19 protein-coding genes are annotated in these 23,478 nt (G+C 69.5%); 7 read left to right on the top strand and 12 right to left on the bottom strand.

The features are described from left to right. Positions 1-191: 191 nt before the first annotated feature. The 6 genes from GSI01S_RS12715 to GSI01S_RS12690 all read left to right on the top strand — a co-directional run bounded on the left by GSI01S_RS12715 (position 192) and on the right by GSI01S_RS12690 (position 7,558). Entirely contained in the window at positions 192-3,647 is a 3,456-nt protein-coding gene (locus GSI01S_RS12715) for an NAD-glutamate dehydrogenase domain-containing protein (protein WP_006896976.1), read from the top strand. A gap of 50 nt (positions 3,648-3,697) precedes the next feature. Beyond that, complete coding sequence (hutC, locus tag GSI01S_RS12710; protein WP_006896975.1) at positions 3,698-4,456, top strand: histidine utilization transcriptional repressor HutC; 759 nt, start codon at positions 3,698-3,700, stop codon at positions 4,454-4,456. Positions 4,457-4,583: 127 nt separating this feature from the next. Further along, on the top strand, positions 4,584-5,057 hold the full coding sequence (locus GSI01S_RS12705) for a hypothetical protein (RefSeq protein WP_006896974.1): 474 nt from the start codon (positions 4,584-4,586) through the stop codon (positions 5,055-5,057). A gap of 81 nt (positions 5,058-5,138) precedes the next feature. Beyond that, positions 5,139-5,696 (top strand): potassium channel family protein, encoded by a 558-nt coding sequence (locus GSI01S_RS12700; RefSeq protein ID WP_045539376.1) that lies wholly within the window; start codon positions 5,139-5,141, stop codon positions 5,694-5,696. A gap of 75 nt (positions 5,697-5,771) precedes the next feature. Beyond that, a complete protein-coding gene (gene dcd, locus GSI01S_RS12695; protein ID WP_006896972.1) occupies positions 5,772-6,338 on the top strand; it encodes a dCTP deaminase in 567 nt (188 codons plus the stop codon). Positions 6,339-6,403: 65 nt separating this feature from the next. Further along, entirely contained in the window at positions 6,404-7,558 is a 1,155-nt protein-coding gene (locus GSI01S_RS12690) for a hypothetical protein (RefSeq protein WP_006896971.1), read from the top strand. Between the two features lie 36 nt (positions 7,559-7,594). Here GSI01S_RS12690 and GSI01S_RS12685 read toward each other — a convergent pair whose 3' ends face one another. The 5 genes from GSI01S_RS12685 to GSI01S_RS12665 form a co-directional block, all read right to left on the bottom strand. Next, positions 7,595-8,359, bottom strand: coding sequence for a MerR family transcriptional regulator (locus tag GSI01S_RS12685; protein ID WP_039867658.1), 765 nt, complete (start codon positions 8,357-8,359; stop codon positions 7,595-7,597). Between the two features lie 43 nt (positions 8,360-8,402). Continuing rightward, positions 8,403-9,530, bottom strand: coding sequence for a PDR/VanB family oxidoreductase (locus GSI01S_RS12680; RefSeq protein ID WP_006896969.1), 1,128 nt, complete (start codon positions 9,528-9,530; stop codon positions 8,403-8,405). Between the two features lie 5 nt (positions 9,531-9,535). Continuing rightward, positions 9,536-10,444, bottom strand: a complete 909-nt coding sequence (locus tag GSI01S_RS12675; RefSeq protein ID WP_006896968.1) for a metal-dependent hydrolase — start codon at positions 10,442-10,444, stop codon at positions 9,536-9,538. A 41-nt stretch (positions 10,445-10,485) separates the two neighbouring features. After that, positions 10,486-12,258 (bottom strand): SDR family oxidoreductase, encoded by a 1,773-nt coding sequence (locus GSI01S_RS12670; protein ID WP_006896967.1) that lies wholly within the window; start codon positions 12,256-12,258, stop codon positions 10,486-10,488. Positions 12,259-12,366: 108 nt separating this feature from the next. Next, positions 12,367-13,620, bottom strand: coding sequence for a pyridoxal phosphate-dependent aminotransferase (locus tag GSI01S_RS12665; RefSeq protein ID WP_006896966.1), 1,254 nt, complete (start codon positions 13,618-13,620; stop codon positions 12,367-12,369). A gap of 92 nt (positions 13,621-13,712) precedes the next feature. Between GSI01S_RS12665 and GSI01S_RS12660 the strand changes: the two genes are divergently transcribed. Beyond that, positions 13,713-14,588 carry an exodeoxyribonuclease III gene (locus GSI01S_RS12660; protein ID WP_006896965.1) on the top strand — a complete coding sequence of 292 codons (876 nt, stop codon included), beginning with the start codon at positions 13,713-13,715 and terminating at the stop codon, positions 14,586-14,588. A 26-nt stretch (positions 14,589-14,614) separates the two neighbouring features. Here GSI01S_RS12660 and GSI01S_RS12655 read toward each other — a convergent pair whose 3' ends face one another. The 7 genes from GSI01S_RS12655 to GSI01S_RS12625 all read right to left on the bottom strand — a co-directional run bounded on the left by GSI01S_RS12655 (position 14,615) and on the right by GSI01S_RS12625 (position 23,395). Further along, a complete protein-coding gene (locus tag GSI01S_RS12655; protein WP_006896964.1) occupies positions 14,615-16,213 on the bottom strand; it encodes an acyl-CoA synthetase in 1,599 nt (532 codons plus the stop codon). Positions 16,214-16,290: 77 nt separating this feature from the next. Beyond that, entirely contained in the window at positions 16,291-18,513 is a 2,223-nt protein-coding gene (locus GSI01S_RS12650) for an AAA family ATPase (RefSeq protein ID WP_006896963.1), read from the bottom strand. A gap of 2 nt (positions 18,514-18,515) precedes the next feature. Continuing rightward, positions 18,516-19,526 carry a CDP-alcohol phosphatidyltransferase family protein gene (locus GSI01S_RS12645; protein ID WP_006896962.1) on the bottom strand — a complete coding sequence of 337 codons (1,011 nt, stop codon included), beginning with the start codon at positions 19,524-19,526 and terminating at the stop codon, positions 18,516-18,518. Further along, positions 19,526-20,242 (bottom strand): phosphatidylserine decarboxylase, encoded by a 717-nt coding sequence (locus tag GSI01S_RS12640; protein WP_006896961.1) that lies wholly within the window; start codon positions 20,240-20,242, stop codon positions 19,526-19,528. The genes GSI01S_RS12645 and GSI01S_RS12640 overlap by 1 nt, the downstream gene beginning before the upstream one ends. A 217-nt stretch (positions 20,243-20,459) precedes the next feature. Beyond that, positions 20,460-20,921, bottom strand: a complete 462-nt coding sequence (locus tag GSI01S_RS12635; RefSeq protein WP_006896960.1) for an SRPBCC family protein — start codon at positions 20,919-20,921, stop codon at positions 20,460-20,462. Positions 20,922-21,035: 114 nt separating this feature from the next. Further along, complete coding sequence (locus GSI01S_RS12630; protein WP_006896959.1) at positions 21,036-22,154, bottom strand: acyl-CoA dehydrogenase family protein; 1,119 nt, start codon at positions 22,152-22,154, stop codon at positions 21,036-21,038. 44 nt (positions 22,155-22,198) lie between these two features. Continuing rightward, positions 22,199-23,395, bottom strand: coding sequence for an acyl-CoA dehydrogenase family protein (locus GSI01S_RS12625; protein ID WP_006896958.1), 1,197 nt, complete (start codon positions 23,393-23,395; stop codon positions 22,199-22,201). Between the last annotated feature and the right edge of the window lie 83 nt (positions 23,396-23,478).

The raw sequence follows: 23,478 nt of genomic DNA, 5'->3' as shown, positions 1-23,478 counted from the left end.
CTGCGTCGTGTTTATCGGTGGTTGTGTACTGGCTCACGTTCTGCAAGTATGACTTGTATATTCCTGTCTATACAGATTCGTGTCAAGGGGCGGTTCCGAAACCGGTCCCGGGACGCGAGAAGTTCGACCACCCGAACGGACACGACGATCAGCCGGATGCAGCGTGGTATCCGGCGGAAGGGTCCCTTGAAATGGACACCGCATCTCCCACCGACACCGCCGCCCTCGTCCACACCGACGCCGACCACACGGACGCCGGAGACACCGCCGCGGGCGGGATCGACGACGCCCTCGCCCGCGTCTTCCGCCGATGGGACGAGGCGGCCCTCGACGGCGCACAGACCGACATCCGCGACTCACTCGCACGGTTCGTCTCCGGGCTGCCCGCCGGGTACAAGCAGGACTTCGAGCCTCGGCGCGCTCGCGTGGACCTGGACGTTCTGGCCGGGCTCGCCGCCGGGGACCTGGATGTCCGCCTCGCCGCCGACCCGGCCGCGGCGGACCGGCACCGGTTGTCGCTGTACGTCGGCGGACAGCCGGCGTCGCTGGGCGACGTGATGCCGTTGCTGCAGAGTCTCGGCGTCGAAGTGCTCGACGAGCGTCCGTACGCGCTGGTCTCGCCGACCGAGGTGCCGTGCTGGGTGTACGAGTTCACGGTCCGCTACCCGAGCGCCCCGACCGACGGTTTCGAGGCCTTCGCGGCGCGCTTCGCCGCCGCCGTGCGGGCGCTGTGGCACGGACGGACCGAGCCGGACGCGCTCGGCGAACTGGTGGCCCGCGCCGGACTGCACTGGCGACAGGTGACCGTGCTGCGCGCCTGCGCCGAATACCTCCGTCAGGGCGGACTGCCGTACAGCAGCGCCTACGTCGCCGACGTCCTGCGCCGTCACCCGGACATCGCCGCGGGGATCGTCGGGTACTTCACCGCCCGGTTCGACCCGGCCGCCGCGACCGGCGACGGGGGCGAGGCCGCGGCGGCCGAGGTATCGGCGCTGATCGAGACGGTGCTCGGTCTCGACGAGGACCGGATCCTGCGCGCATTGGTCGACGTGGTGCGGAACACCGTGCGCACCAACTACTTCGCCACGCCCGAACGCGAGGCGCTGGCACTCAAACTCGATCCGCGCGCCATCGCCGAACTGCCGCAGCCGCGCCCGCGACACGAGATCTTCGTTCACTCACCGTCGATGGCGGGTGTGCACATGCGGTTCGGGGCGGTCGCCCGCGGCGGGCTTCGCTGGTCGGACCGGCGTGAGGACTTCCGCACCGAGGTCCTCGGTCTGGTGAAGGCACAGGCGGTGAAGAACGCGGTGATCGTTCCGGTCGGAGCGAAAGGCGGGTTCGTGCTGCGCCGCCCGCCCGCCGCGACCGGTGACGCCGAAGCCGATCGTGCGGCGCTGCGCGCGGCGGGCGTTGCCGGTTACCGCCTGTTCATCCGCTCGCTGCTCGACGTCACCGACAACGTCGACCGTGCCACCGGTGCCGTGATTCCGGCCGCCGGCCTGGTCCGGTACGACGGTGACGACGCCTACCTCGTGGTGGCCGCAGACAAGGGCACTGCGTCGTTCTCCGACATCGCCAACGAGGTGGCCGCCGAATACGGCTTCTGGCTCGGCGACGCCTTCGCCTCCGGCGGCTCGGTCGGCTACGACCACAAACAGATGGGCATCACCGCCCGCGGGGCGTGGCAGGCGGTGACCCGCCGATTCCGCGAACTCGGCGTCGACGTCGGTGCCGAGGACTTCACGGTCGCGGGGATCGGCGACATGAGCGGCGACGTCTTCGGCAACGGGATGCTGTGCAGCGAACACATCCGGCTGGTCGCGGCCTTCGACCACCGGCACATCTTCCTCGATCCCGACCCGGACGCCGCGTCGTCGTACGCGGAGCGGCGGCGGCTGTTCGAGCTGCCGCGGTCGTCGTGGGCCGACTACGACAGTGCGCTCATCAGCGCGGGAGGCGGGGTGTGGGAGCGCGGCGTGAAGTCCGTGCCGGTCAGTGCGCCGGTGCGCCGGGCACTCGGTCTCGACGAGTCCGTCACCGAACTGACCCCGCCGGAGCTGATCCGGGCGATCCTGCGCGCACCCGTCGACCTGCTGTGGAACGGCGGCATCGGCACCTATGTGAAGGCGGGCACCGAGTCTCACGCCGACGCGGGGGACAAGGGCACCGACGCCGTGCGCGTGGACGCCGGCGACCTGCGCGCCCGTGTGATCGGGGAGGGCGGCAACCTCGGCCTGACGCAGGCCGCCCGCATCGAGTTCGCGCGCGGCGGCGGCAAGGTCGGCACCGACGCCCTCGACAACTCCGCCGGCGTGGACTGCTCCGACCACGAGGTGAACATCAAGATTCTGCTGGACGACCTGGTGGGCGCCGGTGAGATCGACGCCGAAGCGCGGGCGCGGTTGCTCGCGGCCATGACTGACGAGGTCGCGGCATTGGTACTGGCGGACAACGTCTCCCAGAACGCGGTGATCGGTACCGCCCTCACCGAGGCGCCGGCGCAACTCGGAGTGCACGCCCGGCAGATCGCGGCACTGGAGGCCGCAGGCGCGCTCGACCGCGCATTGGAAGTGCTGCCGGACCGCGCCGAGATCGCCGCCCGCAAGCGGGCGGGGGAGGGCCTCGCCGCCCCCGAACTCGCGACGCTGATGGCGCACGTCAAACTCGAACTGAAAGAGCAACTGCTGGCAGGCGACCTCGTCGACCACGGCGTCTGCGTGCCGATCCTGCGCGAGTACTTCCCCCAGCCGCTGCACCGCGCGCACGCCGACGCGATCGATCGGCATCGGTTGCGCCGCGAGATCATCGCGACCGAACTGACCAACCGCGTGGTCGCGGGCGGTGGCCTCGCCTACGTCTTCCGGCTCGCCGAGGAGGTGGGGGCGTCCACGGACGACGCCGCGCGGGCGTTCGTCGTGGTGACGGAGGTGTTCGGGTTGCCGGAGCTCTGGTCGCGCATCGGTACGGCCGATGTCCCCGCCGCGGTCGCCGACGAAATCGTGCTGGTCTCCCGGCGGCTGCTCGACCGGGCGGCGCGCTGGATGCTGAATCGTCGTCCCCAGCCGCTGGCGGTCGGTGCCGAGATCGCGCGGTTCCGCGAGCGGATCGCGAGGGCGTCGGAACTGCTCGGCGGCTGGCTGGTGGGCGCCGACCGCACCAACCTGCACGACCGTACGCGCGCGATCGCGCGCCGCGGTGCGCCCGAAGAGCTGGTGCGCGACGTGGAGTTGGTGCTGGATCGGTTCGGTCTGCTCGACGTCGTCGAGATCGCCGACCGGGCCGGATGCGAACTGTCCGTCGCGGGGGAACTGTACTTCCGACTGTGCGAACACGTGGGCCTGGTTCCGCTGCTCGGCAGGGTGTCGGCGCTGCCGACGGAGAGCCGGTGGGACACGCTGGCGCGGCTGGCGCTGCGGGATGAGTTGTACGACAGCGTGCGAGTCCTTACCCTCGACGTTCTCATGCACTCGGTGGCCGGCGACGGTCCCGAACGGATGATCGCGGACTGGGAGGAGCGCAACGGGTCCCGGCTGAGCCGGGCGCGGGCCGTGCTCGACGAGGTCGCCCGGATACCCGTCTCCGCCGACCGCGGGCTGGCCGCGCTGTCCGTCGCGTCGCGGCAACTGCGACGGATGGCCGGCTGAGGTCGGTAGACTTCGTGGGCCGGTGAGATCTCGAGGAACAGGGGCGGTCGATGGCAGTGGTCGAACTCGACGCGGACCTCGCGGCTCTGTTCGACGAGCCCGGCGGCGAGTCGCTTCCCGCCTACGAGCGCGTCAAGCGGTTGGTCTCGGCTCAGATCCGGTCGGGCCGGTGGTCCGAAGGCGATCAACTGCCGTCCGAGAACCAGTTCGTCAACGCGCTGGGGCTCTCCCGGATGACGATCAACCGGGCACTGCGCGAACTCACCGGCGAGGGACTGATCGTCCGGATGATGGGCGTGGGCACCTTTGTGGCGGGAACGAAGGCGCCGTCGCCGCTGTTCGAGGTGAAGAACATCGCCGACGAGATCCAGCAGCGCGGGCACCGGCACCGCACCGAGGTGGTGCTGGTGCGCGAAGAGAAGGCCACTACCGCGTCGGCGCCGTTGAGCGAAGCCGTCGGGGTCACCACGGTGTTCCACTCGGTGCTGGTGCATTTCGAGGACGAGACGCCGATCCAGGTCGAGGACAGGTTCGTCAATCCTGCCGAGGCGCCCGACTATCTCGCGCAGGACTTCACCGAACTCACGCCCAACGATTACCTCAGCCGTGTGGCTCCGCTGGTCCGGGGAGAGCATGTGGTGGAGGCGGTGCTGGCCAGTCCCGAGGAGTGCCGGCTGCTGCAGATCGAACGGTCCGAGCCGTGCCTGCTGATCCGGCGCCGGACCTGGTCCGAGCACGGACTGGTGAGTGTGGCCCGGCTGATCCATCCCGGCTCGCGCAATCGGCTGGAGGGCTCGTTCACCCGCTGACCGTTCGGCTGTGGGGGCCACGGTGGAGAACCCGAGCGGGTACGCCGTCCGAATGGTCGCTCTCGCGGCGAGAGGTCCGTCCCGATTAGGTTCGGATCACCGCGATCGGCTACCCACCGGAGACTCGATGACTGCACCACCGCCCGGCGGTCACCCGTCGTGGGGGCCCGGCCCGTCGCCGCTTCCGCGGCCGCTCGCATTCGGAATGCTGCCGCAGGGGCCGTACCTGGGCGAAGGGGTGGCGATCATGTGCGGCTTCGCGATCTTCAATCCCGTGCTCGCCTCCTCGGCGATCAGCGTGGAGGTCGACGGCTACGAACTGGCACCGGTCAAGTGGGGCCGGATCGAAGTCCCCGTGGTTCCCGGAACGCATCGTTTCCGGGTGTTCATCCGACGCGGCGCCGAACGCAAGCACCTCGCCGAGTGCACCGGTGAGGTCCGTGCGGGCGAATTGCTGGAGCTGACCTACATGTTCCCCCGGTTCGGTGGCGTGCAACTGCATTCGACGCCGACCGCGGCGGAGTCGCGGCGTGCGCTGCTGGTGTACTTCGCTCTGGTGGCGGTGATCTGGGCGCTGCTCTGGGGCGTCACGCTGCTGTGAGTTGCTGCGAGACAGGCGCGGACACCGGGCGGTTCGGCGATTCTCTGCGCCTGGTCCGCCGCGCGTGGTGCGATTGATTCGATGAACGATTCCGGCACCGCTCCCCATCGAACGAGCCACGTGGCCGCGGCGTTGCTGCGGCCGCTCGGAGCCGCGGCGGTCCTTCTCGCGGGCTACTTCCTGCTGCCGATCGGCAGCGACAGCACCTGGCGGGTGCCCGGGATGATCGTCGGCGTCGCGCTGCTCGGCGGCTTCTGCGTATGGGAGGTCCGGCACTTCCTCCGGTCCGACCACCCGGTCGCGACGGCGATCGAGATGCTCGCCGCCGTGATCTGCTTCTACATCGTCTCGTTCTCGGCGACCTACTACCTCTTCAGCGAGTACGCGCCCGGTTCGTTCAACGAGGACCTGAGCAGAGTCGACGCCCTGTACTTCTGCCTGACGGTCTTCACGACCACCGGATTCGGCGACCTGGTCGCGGTATCGCAGAATGCGCGGATCGCCGTATCGGTTCAGATGGCGAGCAGTTTGATCGTGCTCGGTCTCGGTATCCGCTTCGTCAGCCTCCTGGTGCGCGACCGAGTCTCCGGCGGTCGCCGGCTCGACGAGTACCGGCGCCGGCAGCGGGACGAGCAGTGACGTCACCGCCGCCCGGTGCGCTCCGCACTCCCGACCCTCGATGAACTCGGCCTTCATGCTCTAGTCTGAGGAATCGTGCTGCTATCAGACCGCGACATCCGTGCCGAGATCGATGCCGGGAACCTCGGCATCGACCCGTTCGACCCGGGCCTGGTCCAGCCGTCGAGTGTGGACGTACGACTGGACTCGCTGTTTCGCGTCTTCAACAACACCAAGTACACGCATATCGATCCCGCGAAGCGGCAGGACGAGTTGACCACCCTGGTCGAACCCGCCGAGGGCGAGCCCTTCGTGCTGCATCCGGGCGAGTTCGTCCTCGGCTCGACCCTGGAGGTGTGCTCGCTGCCCGACTTCCTCGCGGGCCGTCTGGAGGGCAAGTCGTCGCTCGGCCGATTGGGCTTGCTCACGCACTCCACCGCGGGCTTCATCGACCCGGGCTTCTCCGGCCACATCACGCTCGAACTGTCGAACGTGGCGAATCTGCCGATCACGCTGTGGCCGGGAATGAAGATCGGCCAGCTCTGCCTGTTCCGGTTGACCAGCCCCGCCGAGAGCCCGTACGGCTCCGCGTCGGTCGGGTCGAAGTATCAGGGGCAGCGCGGGCCGACGCCGTCGAAGGCGTACCTCAATTTCCAGAGATGAGCCGGAGCCGGCACCGGCGGCACCGGTGCGGGTGACGGGTTCGAATCACCACTAGGAGAGTCGTCGTGACGGGTCCGCTCAGCCGACCGCCGGCCTGGCTGGCGGACTTCGACCTGCCCGGCGACCCGACGGGTGCGGTGATCGCCCTCGATCTGCGTCCCACCGGACTGTGGGCCGCGCGCATCGAGAACGGTGCGGTGATCGCGTCCGAGGTCGAGGAGCGCATCCACCCCGACGTGCTCGACGCCAGAATCGCCGCGTACCTGCGCGATACCGGTCGCGTCGACGCTGCGGCCCCGGAGGTCTTCGCCGAGCTCGTCACCCTGGTGGGCCGGGCCCGCGCCTCGCTCGCCGGACGCGACAGTGCGCTCATCCTCGGAGACGAGCACATCCGGGTGCTCACGCTGACGCTCGACGACGTCGTCGAGGCCACCGTCCCGGAGGCGAATCGCGCCCACGGAATGGTGGTGGAGCTCGCGGGCGCCCTGCCGGTCGATGCGATCGCGCTCGGGCCCGGCGACACCGCCTGGCCCGGGTTGTCCGAGTCGCTCACCGAACGCGGCTTCTCGGTGATCGCACCGGGCGACGACTTCCCGGCGACCTTCGGCGGTGACGACGAGCCGACCGAGACGCTCGCTCCCGTCCCCGCACCGCCGCCGATCCGCGCGTGGGATGCCGGCGCCGCGGACCCCGGGCTGATCGACCCGGCCGACTACGGACTGGATCGCTTCGGCAACGCGCTGCCGGACGTGTACGACGATGCCGAGGGCGCCGAGGAACCACCTGCCGAGGAGCCGGCGTCCGCGGACGCGGCCGTCGAACCGCAGCCGGGTATGAGGGGCCGGATGATCGTGGTGGCGGCGCTGGCGCTGCTCGCGATCGGGGGCGGCGGCGTGGCGCTGGCGATGAATGCTCATGAGACGTCGGGGCCCGACCGGAGCGCAGCGGAATCGGCGACCCGGCCGACTGCCCGGACCTCGAACACCGCGTCCGAGCCGGTCCGGGTGCCCGGCTCGGTGGATCCGCGCGATGTCGCCGCGGCGCGGGCGCCGCTGGCCAGGTACACCACGCCTCCGCCGCCCCCGCCGCCGCCCAAGACGACGCGGCGCACGCCGACGGAGGCGCAGACCGGCCCTGCGCCGCCGGCTCCGCCCCCGGAGAACCGGCGTCGGACGATCCCGAACCCGATACCGGGTCTCCCGCCGATCGTGATCGGGTAACGCGGTCTCACGCGGCCCGATCCGAGACGGTCGCCTTCAGCTCTCGCGCTGGTCCCGGCGTTCGCGGGCGACGGCCAGGTAGTCGTCGAGCTGTCGTGCCAGTTCGCGGTCGAGCGCGCGGTAGAGCGTGTTGTGCGCCGCCACCCGGCCGGTGACCTTCAGCTCGCCCAAGAAGGTGGACGCCCAGTCCGACTCGGCGCCGCTCTCCGGGATCCAGCCGTCGAAGCGGCCTTCGGTGATGGCGCGGCGGCCGGCGCTGATCAGCGTCTTTGCGGCACGGTCCATGTCCTCGTCGAGCTGTCGCTGCAGGTCGAGGATGTACGGCAGCGGTATGCCGATCTGCATCAGACGCTGGTAGGCGTCGATGGTCTCGACGTCCTTGATCATGTACTGGCGGGGCGGGTCATCGTCGCCGATCGGCTCGATGAGCCCGAACTCGCGGACCCGGCTCAGCAGCTTCGGATCGCTGGTGTTGAGCTTGGCGTGCAACTCGGCGGCGGTCACGGTGTCGGTGGGGGTCTGCGACCACGGCCGCGACACCACCTCGCGCAGCCCGAGCGACTCGGCGATGTCGTCGCCTGTCTGCACGCGCTTGAAGAAGTCGCCGATGTGCGTCATCGTGAAGCCGCGAGCCAGCAGATCGTTGATGACGCGCAGCTTCGCCAGGTGCTCGTCGCCGTAGATCGCTATCCGGCCGCGGCGGATGGGACGCGGGATGAGTCCCCGATCCTGGTAGCCGCGGACGTTGCGGGTCGTCGTTCCCGCGGCCCGTGCCAGATCATCGATTCGGTACTCGGTCATGGGGTGCATTGTTCCAAACCCCGGACCGGTGCCGGAGCCGTCCTCACATCTCGACGGTCAGGGAGTCGGAACGGCACCGGGACACGCACGGGAGGAACCAGCCATCCTCCCGTTCGGGTCCGGTCAGCAGCGTGTCACGATGATCCACCTCGCCCGCGCTCGTCTTGAGCCGACAGGTGCCGCAGAATCCCTGCTGACAGGAGTACGGGACGGCCGGATCCACCCGCCGCAGCGCGGTGAGCACCGACTCGTCGGCCGCGACCGTCTCCGTGCGTCCGGTGGAACCGATCCGGACTGTGAACTCGGTGCCGTCGAGGATCGGCGGCGGCGAGAAGCGCTCGAAGTGCAGCTCGATATCGCTGCGATCGGCCAGATGCGTACGCAGGCGCTCGAGCATCGGGACCGGACCGCAGCAGTACACCGACAGCCCCGCGTCGCCGGCCGGGACCGGTCCCACCAGTTCGTCCATGCCCGGCAGCCCGTCGACGTCGTCGGTCCGGACCGTCACCTTGTCGCCGTACCGGCTGAGCTCGTCGATGAACGGGATCGAGTCGGCGGAGCGGCCGGAGTAGATCATCGACCAGTCGAGTCCGTAACGGTCGGCCATCGCGATCATGGGGAGGATCGGGGTGATGCCGATGCCCGCGGCGACGAAGCGCAGCGTGCGCGCCGGCGATCCGTAGCCGGGCAGAACCAGCGGGAAGGCGTTGCGCGGTCCCTTGACCTGGATCGAGTCACCGACCCGCAGACCGTCGTGCACCTCGATGGAGCCGCCACCGCCGTCCGGGATGCGCCGGACCGCGATGCGGTAGGTGCGCCGATCGCCGGGATCGCCGCAGAGCGAGTACTCGCGCATGCGGCCCGACGGCAGGAGTAGATCCAGGTGCGCGCCGGGATGCCACTCGGGCAGGATCGAGCGATCCGGCGCGGCGAAGGTCAAGGCGATCACGTTCTCGTCGACGGCCACCACCTCGCGGTCGACGATGTCGAGGGTCATGACGCCGTCGTTCGCGGCCGGATCGCGCAGCGGCGAGATCGGCCGCCAGAACGGGAACCAGACCTTGCCGACCCCGGTGAGCAGCCTCATCAGCGGGTCGCGGCGGAACCGGCCGTACAGGTGCGGCGGTTCGGTGGAGAGGTCGGAGATGGGGCGTGCGGAGCCGTGCGTCATGATCGTCATGCCGCTCGACGAGCTCCGGGCGAGGAGGCCAGGAAGGCCACCGCCTGGGCGGTGTCGCCGATGTCGGTCGGCGCGAAGCCCGGTTTGAAGTAGGTGAGCGTCGCGAGCGCGAGCTTCGAGAGCTTCGGGAACACTCCGGCGCGTGAGTCGCGCACGTAGCTCCGGACGTACAGGCGGGTCTTCGCCACGACTGACTTGTCGGCGACCGTCGGATCCTGACTGTTGATGAACCGGAAACCGCGAGCCATCAGCCAGATCAGGAAGGGGAAGGCCAGCGCCATCGCGCGAGCGCGGCGGAGCGGACTGTCGGCGAAGTACGCGGCGGCGTCGTGCGCCACCGCACGGTGCTCCACCTCTTCGGCTCCGTGCCAGGTGAACATGTCGGTCATCGCGGGGTCGGCGCCGTTCTCGGCCCACGTGCAGTTCAGCGCGAAATCACCGAGGATCGCGGTGTAGTGCTCGATGGCGGCGATGAGCCACAGGCGTTCGATCAGGTGCTTGCGCTTCTGCTCGGCGTTCCCGTCGCGAGGTCCGAGCACCCGCCGGAAGATCCACTCCATCTGCTGCAGGTAGCCGGTGGGGTCCACGCCGTGTCCGCGCAGCCAGTTCTCGACGGCCCGGTCGTGAACCTCGGCGTGCATCGCCTCCTGCCCGACGAATCCGCGCATGTCGGCGGCGAGCGCCTCGTCCTTGATCAGAGGCAGCGCCTCGTTGAAGGTCTCGACGAACCACCGTTCGCCCTCGGGCAGCAGCAGGTTGAGGACGGTGATCATGTTCGACGACATCGGGTGGCCGGGGATCCAGTGCAGCGGAGTCTCCGACAGATCGAATGCGACGTTGCGCGCGTGGAGTTCGATCTTGCCGGGATCGGTGTCGGCGGTGGAGTGTGTGTGCCCGGTGTTCATCTGTCCCTCCGGTTCTAGAGAAGAGTCCTGTTCGAGGTGGATCAGCCTGCGATCTTCTGACGGGCGCCGATGCGCGCCGCCCACGGGAAGAAGCGGTAGACGCGGTAGCCGAACTCGGCTTCGGGCGTCACCGGCACCACGGCCTTGTTCTTCGCGATGGCGGCGACGATGTCGCGCGCGACCCGGTCGGGAGTGAAGTTCCGCTTCTGGTAGAACTTGTCGACCTTCTCGCGGGCCGCCGACTCGTCGGCGGCCCCGGCGTACTCGGTGTTCGCGGTGATGTTGGTGTGCACGATGCCCGGGCAGATCGCGGTGACCCCGACGCGGTGCTCGGCGAGTTCTGCGCGCAGCGACTCGGAGAACATCAGCACACCGGCCTTGCTCGCCGAGTACAGGCCGAGGTCGCGGGAGAGGGTGAAAGCCGCGGCGGAGGCCAGGTTGACGATGTGTCCGCCGACGCCGCGCTCGGCCATCTGCCTGCCGAAGGCGCGGCTGCCGCTGATGACCCCGCGCAGGTTGATGGCGAGGAGCCGGTCCACCTGTTCGTCGGACGCGGCCAGCGCCGATCCGGCGAGGGCCACGCCCGCGTTGTTGACGACGATGTCGGCGACGCCGTGGGCAGCGCGCACATCGTCGGCGAAGCGGGTCACCGCGTCGGTGTCGGAGACGTCGAGCCGGTAGGCGGTGGCCGGGACGCCCTTGGCCTTGCACGCGATCGCGGTCTCCTCGGCCGAATCCAGGTCGATGTCGGCGAGGACCAGTTCGGCGCCGAGATCGGCCAGGGCATACGCCGTCTCACGTCCGATGCCGCTGCCCGCGCCGGTGACGACGGCGAGTTTGCCGATCAGTTCGCGCGCCGGCCCGTCGACGCGGGCACGGTCGATGGTGTTGGGGGACACCGGTGCGCCGCCGGCGATGGTCTCGATGAACTCGATCGCCGTGTCCGCCAGGTAACCGGGGTTGGTGTACGGGAGCCAATGGCCGGTGGCGGTCCGCTTACGCCAGAGCCTGTCCGCGTGGGTGTGCGTGCGTTCGTAGATCGCCGGACGCAGCGCGATGTCGCGATCGTTCACGACCTCCAGCACCGGCACTCGGGTCGGCCGGGGCTCCGGATTCGCCAGCTTGCCGCGGATGTTGGCTCGGTACAGCTTGAGCCCGCTGATCATGTCCTCTCGCAGCGTCGGGCCGAACCGAGCGTTCTCGCGCGGGGTCCCCTCGACGAGGTGGAGGAACTCCGTCCAGACGCGGTCGGATCCGAAGGTCCGGAAGAACAGGTCCGATGCGCCGGGGACCTGGAAGAACGCGGTGTAGGCCGACGAGGCGACCTGGGAGAGCGCCTGTGCGACGCCCCGCGGCGTGGGCCGTGCCATCTTCGCGCGAGCCCACTCGCCGAGGTAGTCGAGGTTCGGGCCCGACACGGAGGTGAACGAGGCGATCACGTCATCGGCGCCGGCGGTGGTGACCGTCTCCCAGGCCTGGACCGAACCCCAGTCGTGCGCGACGATGTGCGTCTTGCCGTCGGGGTTCACGGCGTGGCACACCGCGAGCATGTCCTGCGCCAGGGCGTCGAGACGGTACGACTCCACCGCTACCGGACGCGTGCTGTCGCCGAACCCCCGCGTGTCGTATGCGTAGACGCGGAAATGCTCCGCCAGCCGCGGCGCCACCAGGTCCCACAGGTGGTGAGTGTCGGGCCAACCGTGCACCAGCAGCACGACCGGCTTGTCGGGCGTGCTCTCGCCGGGCGTGCCATACGAGAAGGTCGCGAGATCGACGTCGCCGTTCGTGACGTTGAAGCGGTGCCAATCGGCCATGGGCGTCTCCATCTGTCGGTGTGACAGATTTGACGTTACCAGGTGTCACATCTAACTGCTAGCAGCAGTTAGCGTCTGTTTTTCCGCTGGTCAGGGCGTCGGAGCCGGTCATTGTCGGTACGACGAGAGGAAGTTGCCGATCCGTTCGATGGCCTCGGCCAGGTCCTGGGCCCACGGCAGTGTGACGATTCGGAAGTGATGGGTGTCGGGGAGATTGAAGCCCGAACCCTGAACCACCAGGATCTTCTCCTGCAGCAGCAGATCCTGGACGAACTGCTCGTCGTCGTGGATCTGGTGCACCTCCGGATCCAGGCGCGGGAACGCGTACAGCGCCCCCATCGGCTTCACGCAGCTGACGCCCGGGATCTCGTTGAGCTTCTCCCACGTCACATTGCGCTGCTCGAACAGCCGGCCTCCGGGGGCGGTGAGCGCGTCGATGCTCTGATAACCGCCGAGCGCCACCTGGATCGCGTGCTGTGCGGGGACATTGGCGCACAGTCGGGTGGAGGCGAGGATCGACATACCCTCGATGAAGCCCTTCGCGTGGTCCTTGGGGCCGGTGCGAACCACCCATCCCGCGCGGTAGCCGCACACCCGGTAGGCCTTCGACAGGCCGTTGAAGGTCAGCACCAGCAGATCGGGGGCGAGGCTCGCGATGTTGATGTGCTCGGCGTCGTCGTACAGGATCTTGTCGTAGATCTCGTCGGCCAGGATCAGCAGCGAATGACGGCGTGCCAGATCCACGAGGCCCTCGAGGACCTCTCTGGAGTAGACCGCGCCGGTCGGATTGTTCGGGTTGATCACGACGATCGCCTTGGTGTTCGGCGTGATCTTCGACTCGATGTCCTCGATGTCCGGATTCCAGCCGTTGTCCTCGTCGCACCGGTAGTGCACGGGCGTGCCTCCGGACAGTGCCGTCATCGCCGTCCACAGCGGATAGTCCGGTGCCGGGATGAGCACCTCGTCGCCGTTGTTGAGCAACGCCTGCATGGTCATGGTGATGAGCTCGGAGACGCCGTTGCCGAGCAGGACGTCGTCGACGTCGAAGTAGGGGAAGTCCGGAATGGTCTCGTAGCGCGTGACCACCGCACGCCGTGCCGACAGCACGCCCGCCGATTCGGAGTAGCCCTGCGAGAACGGGAGGGCGTGGATCATGTCGCGCATGATGACGTCGGGCGCCTCGAAGCCGAACAGTGCGGGGTTGCCGATGTTCAGCTTCATGATCCGGTGTCCTTCGGACTCCAGACGGGACGCGTGCTCGTGCACTGGCCCGCGGATCTCATAACAGACGTTCTGCAGCTTCTCGGACTGTTCCAAGGGGCGCAGGTTCAGATTCTGGTGCGACACGTGGGGGCGGCTCATGGACTCATTCTGTCAGCCCCGGGCAACCGAATAGAATTCCGCGCCCGGGGGCGGCGGATGCCGCCCGCGGAGAGCTCGGGCATTCTGGGGCCGTGGCATCCGAGGAACTGACCGTGGTCTCGTTCAACGTCAACGGCATCCGTGCGGCGCGACGCCGCGGCTTCGACACGTGGCTGGCAGATCGGGCACCGGATGTGGTGGGACTGCAGGAGCTCCGCTGCCCGCCCGAGGAGATCGGCGAATTCCCCGGCTACACGGTGTCTTTCGACACGGGGACCATTCCGGGGCGCAACGGCGTGGCGATCGCGACCCGGCAGCCGCCGGCGTCGGTGCGGAGCTGGGCCACCGACCCGCCGCGGGCCCGCGGGCTGTCCGCGCACGCCTCGCACGGACGCTATCTGGAAGTCGACCTCGCCGATGAGCCGATCACGGTGGCCTGTCTGTACTTGCCGAAGGGCGGCTTGCCCGCGGAACTGCAGCGTCCCGGGAACATCCGGGAGAAGCCCGACGGCGGTGCGAAGTACCGGCGCAAGATGGCGTTCCTGGCCGGCTTCGCGCGCGAACTGGAGCGCAACCGACTCGCCGCTCGCCGCGCCGGTCGGGAGTTCCTGCTGATCGGCGACCTGAACATCGCCCACTGCGAGCACGACGTCACCAACTGGCGCGCCGCACGCAAGATGGAGGGGTTTCTGCCGGAGGAGCGCGAGTGGCTCGATCGGCAGCTCTCGCCGCGCAGGCTGATCGACGTGGTCCGGACACTGTACGGCGACCGGCCCGGCCCGCTCACCTGGTGGAGCTGGGCCGGGCAGTCGTTCGTGAAGGACGTCGGATGGCGCATCGACCACCAACTCGCGTCACCGGGGCTGGCGTCCCGGGCGCGATGGGTGACGGTCGACAAGGAGCCCTCGCCGGATGAGCGTCTGTCGGATCACGCGCCGCTGGTGGTCGGGTACCGGCGGCGGGCCTGAGACCGACACGCCGGCGCCGTGACGCGTCAGTCCTGCGAGGCCACCGCCGCATGCGCCGTCCGGAGGTCCTTCTTCAGGATCTTGCCCGACGGGTTCTTCGGCAGGGCGTCGGCGAAGATGACGTACTTCGGCCGCTTGTAACCGGCGAGGACGCCTTCGAGGTGGGCGTTCACGTCGTCCTCGGTCAGCTCGACGCCGTCCTTGCTCACGATCACCGCCGTCACCGCCTCGATCCACTTGGGATGGGGAACACCGAACACCGCGACCTCGGCGACGCCGTCGAGCAGGTAGATCGCCTCCTCCACCTCGCGGGAGGCGACGTTCTCACCGCCGGTTTTGATCATGTCCTTCTTGCGGTCGACCACCGAGAGGTAGCCGTCGGCGTCGATGATCCCGAGGTCGCCGGAGTGGAACCAGCCGTTTCGGAATGCGGCCGCGGTCTTCTCCTCGTCGTTGAAGTAGCCCAGACAGGCGTGCGGACTGCGGTGAACGATCTCGCCGACCTCGCCCGTCGGCACCGGATTGTCCTCGTCGTCGACCACGTGGGTCTCCACGTTGAGCGAGGCGCGGCCGGCCGATCCGGCGCGCTCGATCTGCTCGTGTGGTTGCAGGATGGTGGCCAGCGGACTCATCTCGGTCTGGCCGTAGAAGTTCCAGAGCCGGACGTCGGGCAGGCGCCGGCTCATCTCCCGCAGGACCTCGACGGGCATCGGCGAGGCCCCGTAGTAACCCTTCTTCAGCGAGGAGAGGTCTCGGGTGTCGAAGTCGGGATGGCGCAGCAGTGAGATCCACACGGTGGGCGGACAGAACAGTTTGGTGGCGCGGTGCGTCTCGATCGCGGCCAGCAGGGCCGCCGGCTCCGGGCTCGGCAGGATGATGCTCGTGGCGCCGAGGTAGACGTCCACCGACAGGAAGCAGTCGAGCTGGGCGCAGTGGTAGAGGGGCAGGGAGTGCACCTCGATGTCGTCGGCGGACATGCCGCCGTCGATGATGCACGAGACGTACTGGGGCACCAGTGATTTCGAGGATAAGAGCACGCCCTTGGGACGAGACTCGGTCCCGGAGGTGAACATCATCCGCACCGGATCATCGTCTTCGACGAGAACGTCGGGGACCGAGGCGTCGTCGTGGGCGATCCAGGAGGCGACATCCTCCCAGCCGGCTGTCGTACCGCCGGCGAGGTTGATGACGCCGCGCACCGCGTCGCCGCCGGAGGAGGCGTCGACCGCCGCGCCGACGGTCTCCGTGAGCGCGTCTTCGGAGACGACGATGCGGGATCCGGAGTGCGAGAGGATGAACGCGATCTCGTCGACGCCGAGGCCGAAATTGATCGGCACCAGAATCGCGCCGAGCCGGGCCACCGCGAAGTTCAGCACGGCGAACTGCCAGCAATTGTGACTCACCAGAGCGAGGCGGTCGCCCTTGCCGAGTCCGCGGGCGGTGAGGGCGTTGGCGCAGCGGTTCACCGCGTCGTCGAACTCGGCGAAGGTGAGCGTGGTGTCGCCGTTGACGACGGCGGTCTTATCCGGGCTGCGCAGGGCGGTGCGGCGTAGCAGTCCGCCGATGGTGTGCGAGCGGGCGACGTCGATCGCCCGCGTGGTCTCGACGCTGAAACCAGTGGTCACGTGTACTCCTCGGGAGGGTTACTGGGCATTCCCAGTAAGTGTCGCCCAGAAGTGACACGAATTACTAGGGCTTCCTACTAATTGTCTCGATCGCGGCGCTCGGCGTAGGCCTCGAGTTCGGCGACCTGCTGAGGATCCAGCGACGGCCGGACCGCTCGCCGGGCGGTCGCGACGTCGTCGGCGGTCACCGTCGCCGCGTCGATGTCCCGGCGCATGGCGGCCAGTGCCGACTCCCGCAGGACGGCGGCGCAATCGGCCGCCGAATACCCCTCCAGTTCGGCGGCGAGCGCCTCGAGGTCGACGTCCGGCATCGGAATGCTGCGGGCGGCGGCGCGGAGGATGTCGGCGCGGGCGGCGGCATCGGGCGGCGGCACGAAGACGAGGCGTTCGAGGCGTCCGGGCCGCAGCAGTGCGGGGTCGACGAGGTCCGGCCGATTGGTGGCGCCGAGGACGACGACGTCGGTGAGCGGCTCGGCCCCGTCCAGTTCGGTGAGCAGCGCGGCCACCACCCGATCGGCGACGCCGGAGTCGGTGGACCCGCCGCGGCGGGGCGCGAGGGCGTCGACCTCGTCGAGGAAGATCATCGACGGCGCGCTCTCGCGGGCGCGGTCGAAGAGGTCGCGGACGGCGCGCTCGGACGATCCGACCCACTTGTCGAGCAGTTCGGCGCCCTTCACGCTGTGGACCGACAGCCGGCCCGACGCGGCCAGTGCCCGGACGACGAAGGTCTTGCCGCAGCCGGGCGGTCCGTACAGCAGGACGCCGCGCGGCGGCTGCACACCCAGGCGGGTGAAGGTGTCGGGATGCTGCAGCGGCCAGAGCACCGCCTCGGTGAGGGCCTGCCGGGTCTCCACCATGTCGCCGACGTCGTCGAGCGTGATGGATCCGAGTGCCACGTCGGGGGATTCGAGTCGGGACGCCGGGCGGATCACGCCGAGCGCGGCATCGAGGTCGTCGGTGCGCAAGGCGGCGGGAGAGCCGTCGCGCGTGGCGCGCGCGGCCGCCCGCAGTGCGGCGTCGCGGGTCAGGGCGGCGAGGTCTGCGGCCACGAAACCGGGAGTGCGTGCGGCGACGGAGTCGAGGTCGAGGCGGCCGTCGGTGGGTGCCTGCGAGAGGATCGCACCGAGCAGTTTGGCGCGTTGGGCGGCGTCGGGCAGACCGATGGCGAGTTCGCGGTCGCACAGATCGGGCTCGCGGACCCGGCTGTCGAGGCCGGACGGGTCGGAGGTGGTGGCGACGAGCGCGACGGCACCGTCGGCGACGGCGGCGCGCAGGTCCTGCAGGATCAGCGTCGACACCGGGTCGGCCTGTGCGGGCAAGAGCTTGTCGATGTCGGTCACCAGCAGCACACCGCCGCCGGTGAGCCGGCTCAGAGCGCCGGTGACGGCGGCGCGTCGGTCGTCGGCGGCGAGAGCGCCGGTGGAGGGCCCGTCGACCTCGACCAGCGGGCGGCGGGCGCACACGGCCCGGACCACCGTCGCCTTTCCGACTCCGGCGGGCCCCGAGACGAGGACGCCGAGCCGAGGCTGTGCGCCGAGGGCGCGCAGTACGTCCGGATTGTCGAGAGTCACCTGGAGCCATTCGCTCAGCCTGGCGACCTGCGTGTCGACCCCGACCAGTTCCGACACCGGTCGGACGTGCGCGTCCGGCTCCGCGGCGGTCGCGGTCGGGGCAGTGAGGGTGCTCGGAGTGGCCGGCGTCGCCGCGGCGGTCGGGGCCGGAGGCACCGCGCCCGGAGTCCGGGCGTCCGTCTCCCACAGGACCGCGGTGTTGGTCTGCACGCTCACCGGGCCGGCGGGGGCGGTGGCCGTCACGGTCAGCAACTCGTTGGTCCAGGTGATCCCCACCGAACGCGCGAGGGACCGGGTGGCCTCGGCGGCGGTGAGTTCGGGACCCAGATCGCGGGGCAGCAGCGAGACGGTGTCGCCGACGCTCACGACCTTGCCGAGCAGAGCCCGGCGCAGCGTCGCCTCGCTCACCGATGCACTCGCCAGCCGTGAGCCTCGGACACTCACGCGCGCGGCGCCGTGCACCACCACCGGTGCCACCGCGACCCCCGAGTTCTCGCGGATCCCCAGATTCGACAGCGTCAGGTCGTCGAGCAGGACCAGACCGGTGGGGGAACCGGGCGGCGCGGCGGCGACGACCGCCGCGCTCGTGCGCGCGCCGACCAGCGAGACAGCGTCCCATTCACGCAGCGACAGGGCGGCGAGCACCTCCGGATGCACCCGTACGATGCCGCGGCGCGAGTCGGCCGCGGAGGTGTTGAGCCGGGCGGTGAGCGTCAGCGTCGGGTTCACCGTCAGTCCTCGCGCCGCGCCGGGGGTCGGCGCAGACCCAGCCGCGCATTGGAACGCGCGGGGATCACTCGCCTGCGGGTGCCGTCCGCGACCGCCTGCCGGCGCTCGTCTCGGCGCTGGAGCCTGCGGTCGCGGGCGGGGGCCTCCCAGTGCTCCGGGTGCGCCGCCACCCAGCGCTGCGTGCGCCAGGCGAACGGGATGTGGATGAGGTAGGCGGCCACGCCGATCACCATCAGCAGATACGGGAACGTGAACAGCAGCGCTCCGGCCGCTGCGACCAGGAACAGCAGACCCGCCAGTGAACTCGGCCTGATCTTGACCGACTTGAGCGACAGGGTCGGGATGCGGCTGACGGCGAGGAACCCGATGAACAGCAGCCAGGCGCCGACCGCGGGCACCGACACCCACCATCCGTGACCGAAGTGCTGCTGCAGCCCGATCGGCAGCAGCGCCATCACCGCCGCCGCCGGCGCCGGCACACCGACGAAGTAGTCCTTGGTGTAGCTGGGCGCGCTGTCGTCGTCGAGAAGGGTGTTGAACCGGGCCAGTCGCAGGACCACCGCCACGCAGAACAGCAGCGCGAGCACCCAGCCGAAATCCTGCGCCGCAGAGCCCGCGTTGTCGCGCAAGACCACCGAGTACACGATCAGCGCGGGGGCGACGCCGAAGTTGATGGCGTCGGCCAGTGAATCGACCTCGGCACCGATCTTGGTCGAGGCGTCCATCATGCGGGCGACGCGACCGTCGAGTCCGTCGAAGACGGCGGCCAGGACCAGCAGACCCATCGCGAGGTCGACCTGGCCGGCATCGGCCGAACGCACGGCGGTGAGGCCGGAGCAGATCGCGAGGATCGTGAGCGTGGACGGGACCAGCATGCGTCCCGCGCGCGCCGACCGGGCGGCACGGGAGGCCCGCGAGCGGGCCTCGGGGTCGGACGACGGCGTCGACGTGCGGCGCCGCAGTCGTCTGCCGGACTTGTTGGTGGGATTACGGTGCGGACGGCTCCTGGCCATCAGGGCAGCTCCGCGACAACGGTCTCGGCGCCGACCGCGCGCTGGCCGAGTGCGACCCGGACGTCGCTGCCCTCGGGGAGGTAGACGTCCACACGCGAGCCGAACCGGATCAGTCCGTAGGTGTCGCCGAGACTCAGGACCTCGCCCGGGGCGGGTTCGCAGACGATGCGGCGGGCGAGAAGTCCGGCGATCTGCACCACGCCGACTCGCGGACCGGTTCCGTCTGGGCCGGTGGCGATGGTCATCGCGGTGCGTTCGTTCTCACTGCTCGCCTCCGGGAGGTCGGCGGACAGGAACTTGCCGGGGGTGTGCTGCACGGACAGCACCCGGCCGGCGATCGGAACCCGCTGGACGTGGACGTCGAAGACCGACAGGAAGGTGCACACACGCGGTACGGGCCGGTCGCCGAGCCCCAGTTCGGGCAGCGGCACGGCCTCGTCGACGAGGGCGATGGTGCCGTCGGCGGGCGCGACCACCAGCCCGTCGCCGGTCGGAGGCACACGGTTCGGGTGCCGGAAGAACAGCGCGGAGGCGCCCGCGGCGGCCCACGCAGGTCGCGCGATCCAGCGGTGCCTGCGGCCCAGCAGCGCGAGGGCGGCCGGGGCGGCGACGAACGGCACGCCCGCCGGATGCAGCGGTGGAACCGTTTCGCGGATCAGGTCCACGATGTGGGCGAGGCCTTCGCGGTCGTCGGGTCGGGCGGGACGTCGGGCCACCGGTTCTGCGCTCCTAGTTCGAGGTCGCTGCGTCGGGTCGTTCAGGTCGCAGCGCAAGTGCTTTCAGCTTAATCGTCCGCGGGCCGCGGGTCGCATCTCGTCGAGCACGCACACAGATCCCCGCTCAGCGGGCCGCCGCCGGGATCGGCGGGCGGTGGCTGAGCGGGGATCTGTGGGTTCGGTCCATGCGCGCCCGAATGCGCGCAGATGGCGGTGGTCAGGCGGTCTGCGCAGCGCGCTTGATCTTGCCGAGGGTCTCGCGGATTCCCGCGGCCAGTTCCGCCTCGAACGACTTCTCGCCGCCCATCACCTTGTCGACGAGGGTGGAGGAGATCTTGGTGGTCTGCCCGCCCGGCACCGTGCGGCTCTCCGTGAGTCGCACGCCCGAGTCGGTCGGCTCGATCCGGAACGACCACACGGTCCGGTTGTCGAGCACGCGGAAGGCCAGCTCCTTGTTGGGCTCGAAGGTGACGACCTTCGATCGCGTGGGCCACACGAGCGGGCCGCGGCGGTTCACGTTCAGCGTGGTGGTGCCGAGTTTCACGTCACCGCCGAAGATGATCATCTTCTTGCACTGGGGGCTCCATTCGCCCATGCGGCGCAGATCGCTGACGACGGACCAGACCTTCTCCGGGCTGGCGTCGATCTCGATGGAGTCCTCGATGAGGGGTGCGGCCATTGTTGCCTCCGTTTCGATCGCGCCGAGCGGCTCGGCGCTGGGGTTTCGGTCACCTTAGTACATGTGACCGACGGTCACAGATTCGGTGGCCCGCCGTTCGGGCCGGGCGCAGGCTCAACCCACGGTGACCATGTCCCACTCGCTGATCGACGCCGAAAGCCGCTGGAGATGACTGTCGGCGTCGCCCAGGGTGTGCCCGATCGCGGTGAGCCGGCTGACGTAGTGCGCCACCGGATACTCGGCCGTCATTCCGATGCCGCCGTGCATCTGGATCGACTCCTGCCCGATGTGCCTGCCCGAACGGCAGATCTGCAGTTTGGCGCGGGAGGCGATGACGGGGTCCACGCGGCCCTCCGCGAGCGCCGCCGTCGCGTAGACGCTGAGGCTGGTCGCCAACTCGAGCGAGACGTACATGTCGGCGGCGCGGTGGGTCAGCGCCTGGAAGGTCGCCAGCGGAACTCCGAACTGCTTGCGGGTCTTCAGATATCCGGTGGTCATCTCCAGCGACGCCCGCATGGCTCCGACCGCCTCCGCGCACAGGGCGGTCTGGGCGAGCACCTCCACCTCGGCGATGACGGCGGTGGCGTCGCCGGAACCGAGGCGGGTGGCCGGCGCACCGTCGAATTCGATCTGTGCGCCACGGCGGCGGTCGTGGGTGCGGTAGCCTGTGCGCTTCAGGCCCTCGGCCGTCCCGTCCACCAGGTAGAGACCCACCTGGCCGGCCTCATCGCGGGCCGAGACCACCAGGGTGTCGGCGCAGTCGCCCGCGGCGACCAGCGACTTGGTGCCCGTCAACCGGCCGTCGGCGAAGGACGTGGCGATCGCGAACGCCGGCCAGCGATCACCGTTCTCGTGGTGGGCGAAGGCGCAGAGCCGCTCGCCCGACGAGAGGCCGCCGATGAGTTCGGCTCGGGTCTCGGGGTCGGCGGTGCGGGTCACCAGCAGTCCGGGTACCACGACGGCGTCGAGGAACGGTTCGGGTGCGATCGTCGCGCCGAACTCGCCCATCACCGGTGCGAGTTCCTCGGGTCCGGCGCCGGTGCCGCCGTCGGCCTCGTCGAATACCAGACCCAGGATGCCGATCTCGGCGAGCGCCGACCACACGTCGCGGCTCCAGCCCAGTTCGGTGTCGGTGACCGCGCGCAGGTTCTCGATGTCGCCGTATTTTCTGCCCAGTACGTCGCGGACGGTGTCGCGCAACAGGACCTGTTCCTCAGAGAGTTCGAATTCCATTGTCTTCCTTGTGAAGTGGTATCGGAGTCGGGGTGTCTGCGCGATCAGAGGCCGAGTACGGCCTTGTCGATGATCTGCCGCTGGACCTCCGAGGACCCGCCGTAGATCGTCACCTTCCGGTGGTTGAGATACGCCGGGACGGTCAGCTGGGCCCAGTCGGGGCTCAGGATCTCCGCGGGGTCGCCCTCCGCGGCGGAGTCGATCGCCGACACCGGAAGCGAGTCGGGTCCGGCGATGTCGGCGAGCAGTTCGGTGGCGTCCTGCTGCAGCTGGGAGCCGCGGAGCTTCAGCAGCGACGACGCCGGATTCGGCTTCCCGTCGGCCGATCCGGCGACCACCCGGAGCTGGGTGATCTCCAGCGCCAGCAGCTCGTTCTCCAGGTTCGCGAGCCGCGCGGCGAAGAGCGGATCGTCCAGCAGCGTGCCGGCGGCGGTGCGAGTCCGGGCGGCGAGCTTCTTGGCCCTGGCGACCTTGGTCTTGGTCCATCCGACGCGGGCGATGCCCGACCGCTCGTTGCCGAGGAGGAACTTCGCGATCGTCCAGCCGAGGTTCTCCTCGCCGACCAGGTTCTCCGCCGGGACGCGGACGTCGGAGAAGAAGACCTCGTTGACCTCGTAGCTGCCGTCGATCAACTGGATCGGCCGGATCTCGACACCGGGCGTGTCCATGGGGAAGAGGAAGAAGCTGATGCCCGCCTGCTTCTTCACGTCCGGGTCGGTCCGGGCCAGAGCGAAGATCCAGTCGGCGTACTGCCCCAGCGTGGTCCACGTCTTCTGTCCGTTGATGACGTAGTGGTCGCCGTCCCGGACCGCGCGGGTCTTCAGCGATGCGAGGTCGGAGCCGGCCTCGGGTTCGGAGAAGCCCTGACACCACCAGATGTCGAGGTTCGCGGTGGCGGGCAGGAACTTCTCCTTCTGCTCCTGCGACCCGAACTGCGCGATGACCGGGCCCACCATGCCCGCGTTGAAGGGGAGCAGGTCGGGCACGAAGTTGAGAGACATCTCCTCGCGCCAGATGTGATGCTGGATGGGCGTCCAGTCCCGACCGCCCCACTCCACCGGCCAGTGCGGCACGGCGTAGCCCGCCTTGTTCAGAATCCGGGTGGTGGTGACGATGTCTTCGGGGTAGTTCAGCGCACCGGCCTCACATCTCTGGCGGATCTCGGCGGGGATCTCGGTGGTGAAGTAGTGGTGGAGTTCTCGGCGGAAGGCTTCTTCCTCGGGAGTGAATTGCAGCTGCATCTCTGTAGTCTTACCCGCTCGGCCGGGTCGGGAGAAGGGCTCGCGCGAGTTGACTCGGGCGGGGGCCGGAGGCGGGCGGCCTC

The organism is Gordonia sihwensis NBRC 108236 (assembly GCF_000333035.1).
GTDB lineage: Bacteria > Actinomycetota > Actinomycetes > Mycobacteriales > Mycobacteriaceae > Gordonia > Gordonia sihwensis.
Note: the sequence above shows the minus strand (reverse complement) of the source record. Positions and strands in the feature narration are given on the sequence as shown.

Bases quoted from the DNA above. Each gene is read 5' to 3' on its own strand.
- GSI01S_RS12715 (WP_006896976.1), top strand. From the start codon at position 192: ATGGACACCGCATCTCCCACCGACACCGCCGCCCTCGTCCACACCGAC.
- hutC (WP_006896975.1), top strand. From the start codon at position 3,698: ATGGCAGTGGTCGAACTCGACGCGGACCTCGCGGCTCTGTTCGACGAG.
- GSI01S_RS12705 (WP_006896974.1), top strand. From the start codon at position 4,584: ATGACTGCACCACCGCCCGGCGGTCACCCGTCGTGGGGGCCCGGCCCG.
- GSI01S_RS12700 (WP_045539376.1), top strand. From the start codon at position 5,139: ATGAACGATTCCGGCACCGCTCCCCATCGAACGAGCCACGTGGCCGCG.
- GSI01S_RS12685 (WP_039867658.1), bottom strand. From the start codon at position 8,359: ATGACCGAGTACCGAATCGATGATCTGGCACGGGCCGCGGGAACGACG.
- GSI01S_RS12680 (WP_006896969.1), bottom strand. From the start codon at position 9,530: ATGACGCACGGCTCCGCACGCCCCATCTCCGACCTCTCCACCGAACCG.
- GSI01S_RS12675 (WP_006896968.1), bottom strand. From the start codon at position 10,444: ATGAACACCGGGCACACACACTCCACCGCCGACACCGATCCCGGCAAG.
- GSI01S_RS12670 (WP_006896967.1), bottom strand. From the start codon at position 12,258: ATGGCCGATTGGCACCGCTTCAACGTCACGAACGGCGACGTCGATCTC.
- GSI01S_RS12665 (WP_006896966.1), bottom strand. From the start codon at position 13,620: ATGAGCCGCCCCCACGTGTCGCACCAGAATCTGAACCTGCGCCCCTTG.
- GSI01S_RS12645 (WP_006896962.1), bottom strand. From the start codon at position 19,526: ATGGCCAGGAGCCGTCCGCACCGTAATCCCACCAACAAGTCCGGCAGA.
- GSI01S_RS12635 (WP_006896960.1), bottom strand. From the start codon at position 20,921: ATGGCCGCACCCCTCATCGAGGACTCCATCGAGATCGACGCCAGCCCG.
- GSI01S_RS12630 (WP_006896959.1), bottom strand. From the start codon at position 22,154: ATGGAATTCGAACTCTCTGAGGAACAGGTCCTGTTGCGCGACACCGTC.
- GSI01S_RS12625 (WP_006896958.1), bottom strand. From the start codon at position 23,395: ATGCAGCTGCAATTCACTCCCGAGGAAGAAGCCTTCCGCCGAGAACTC.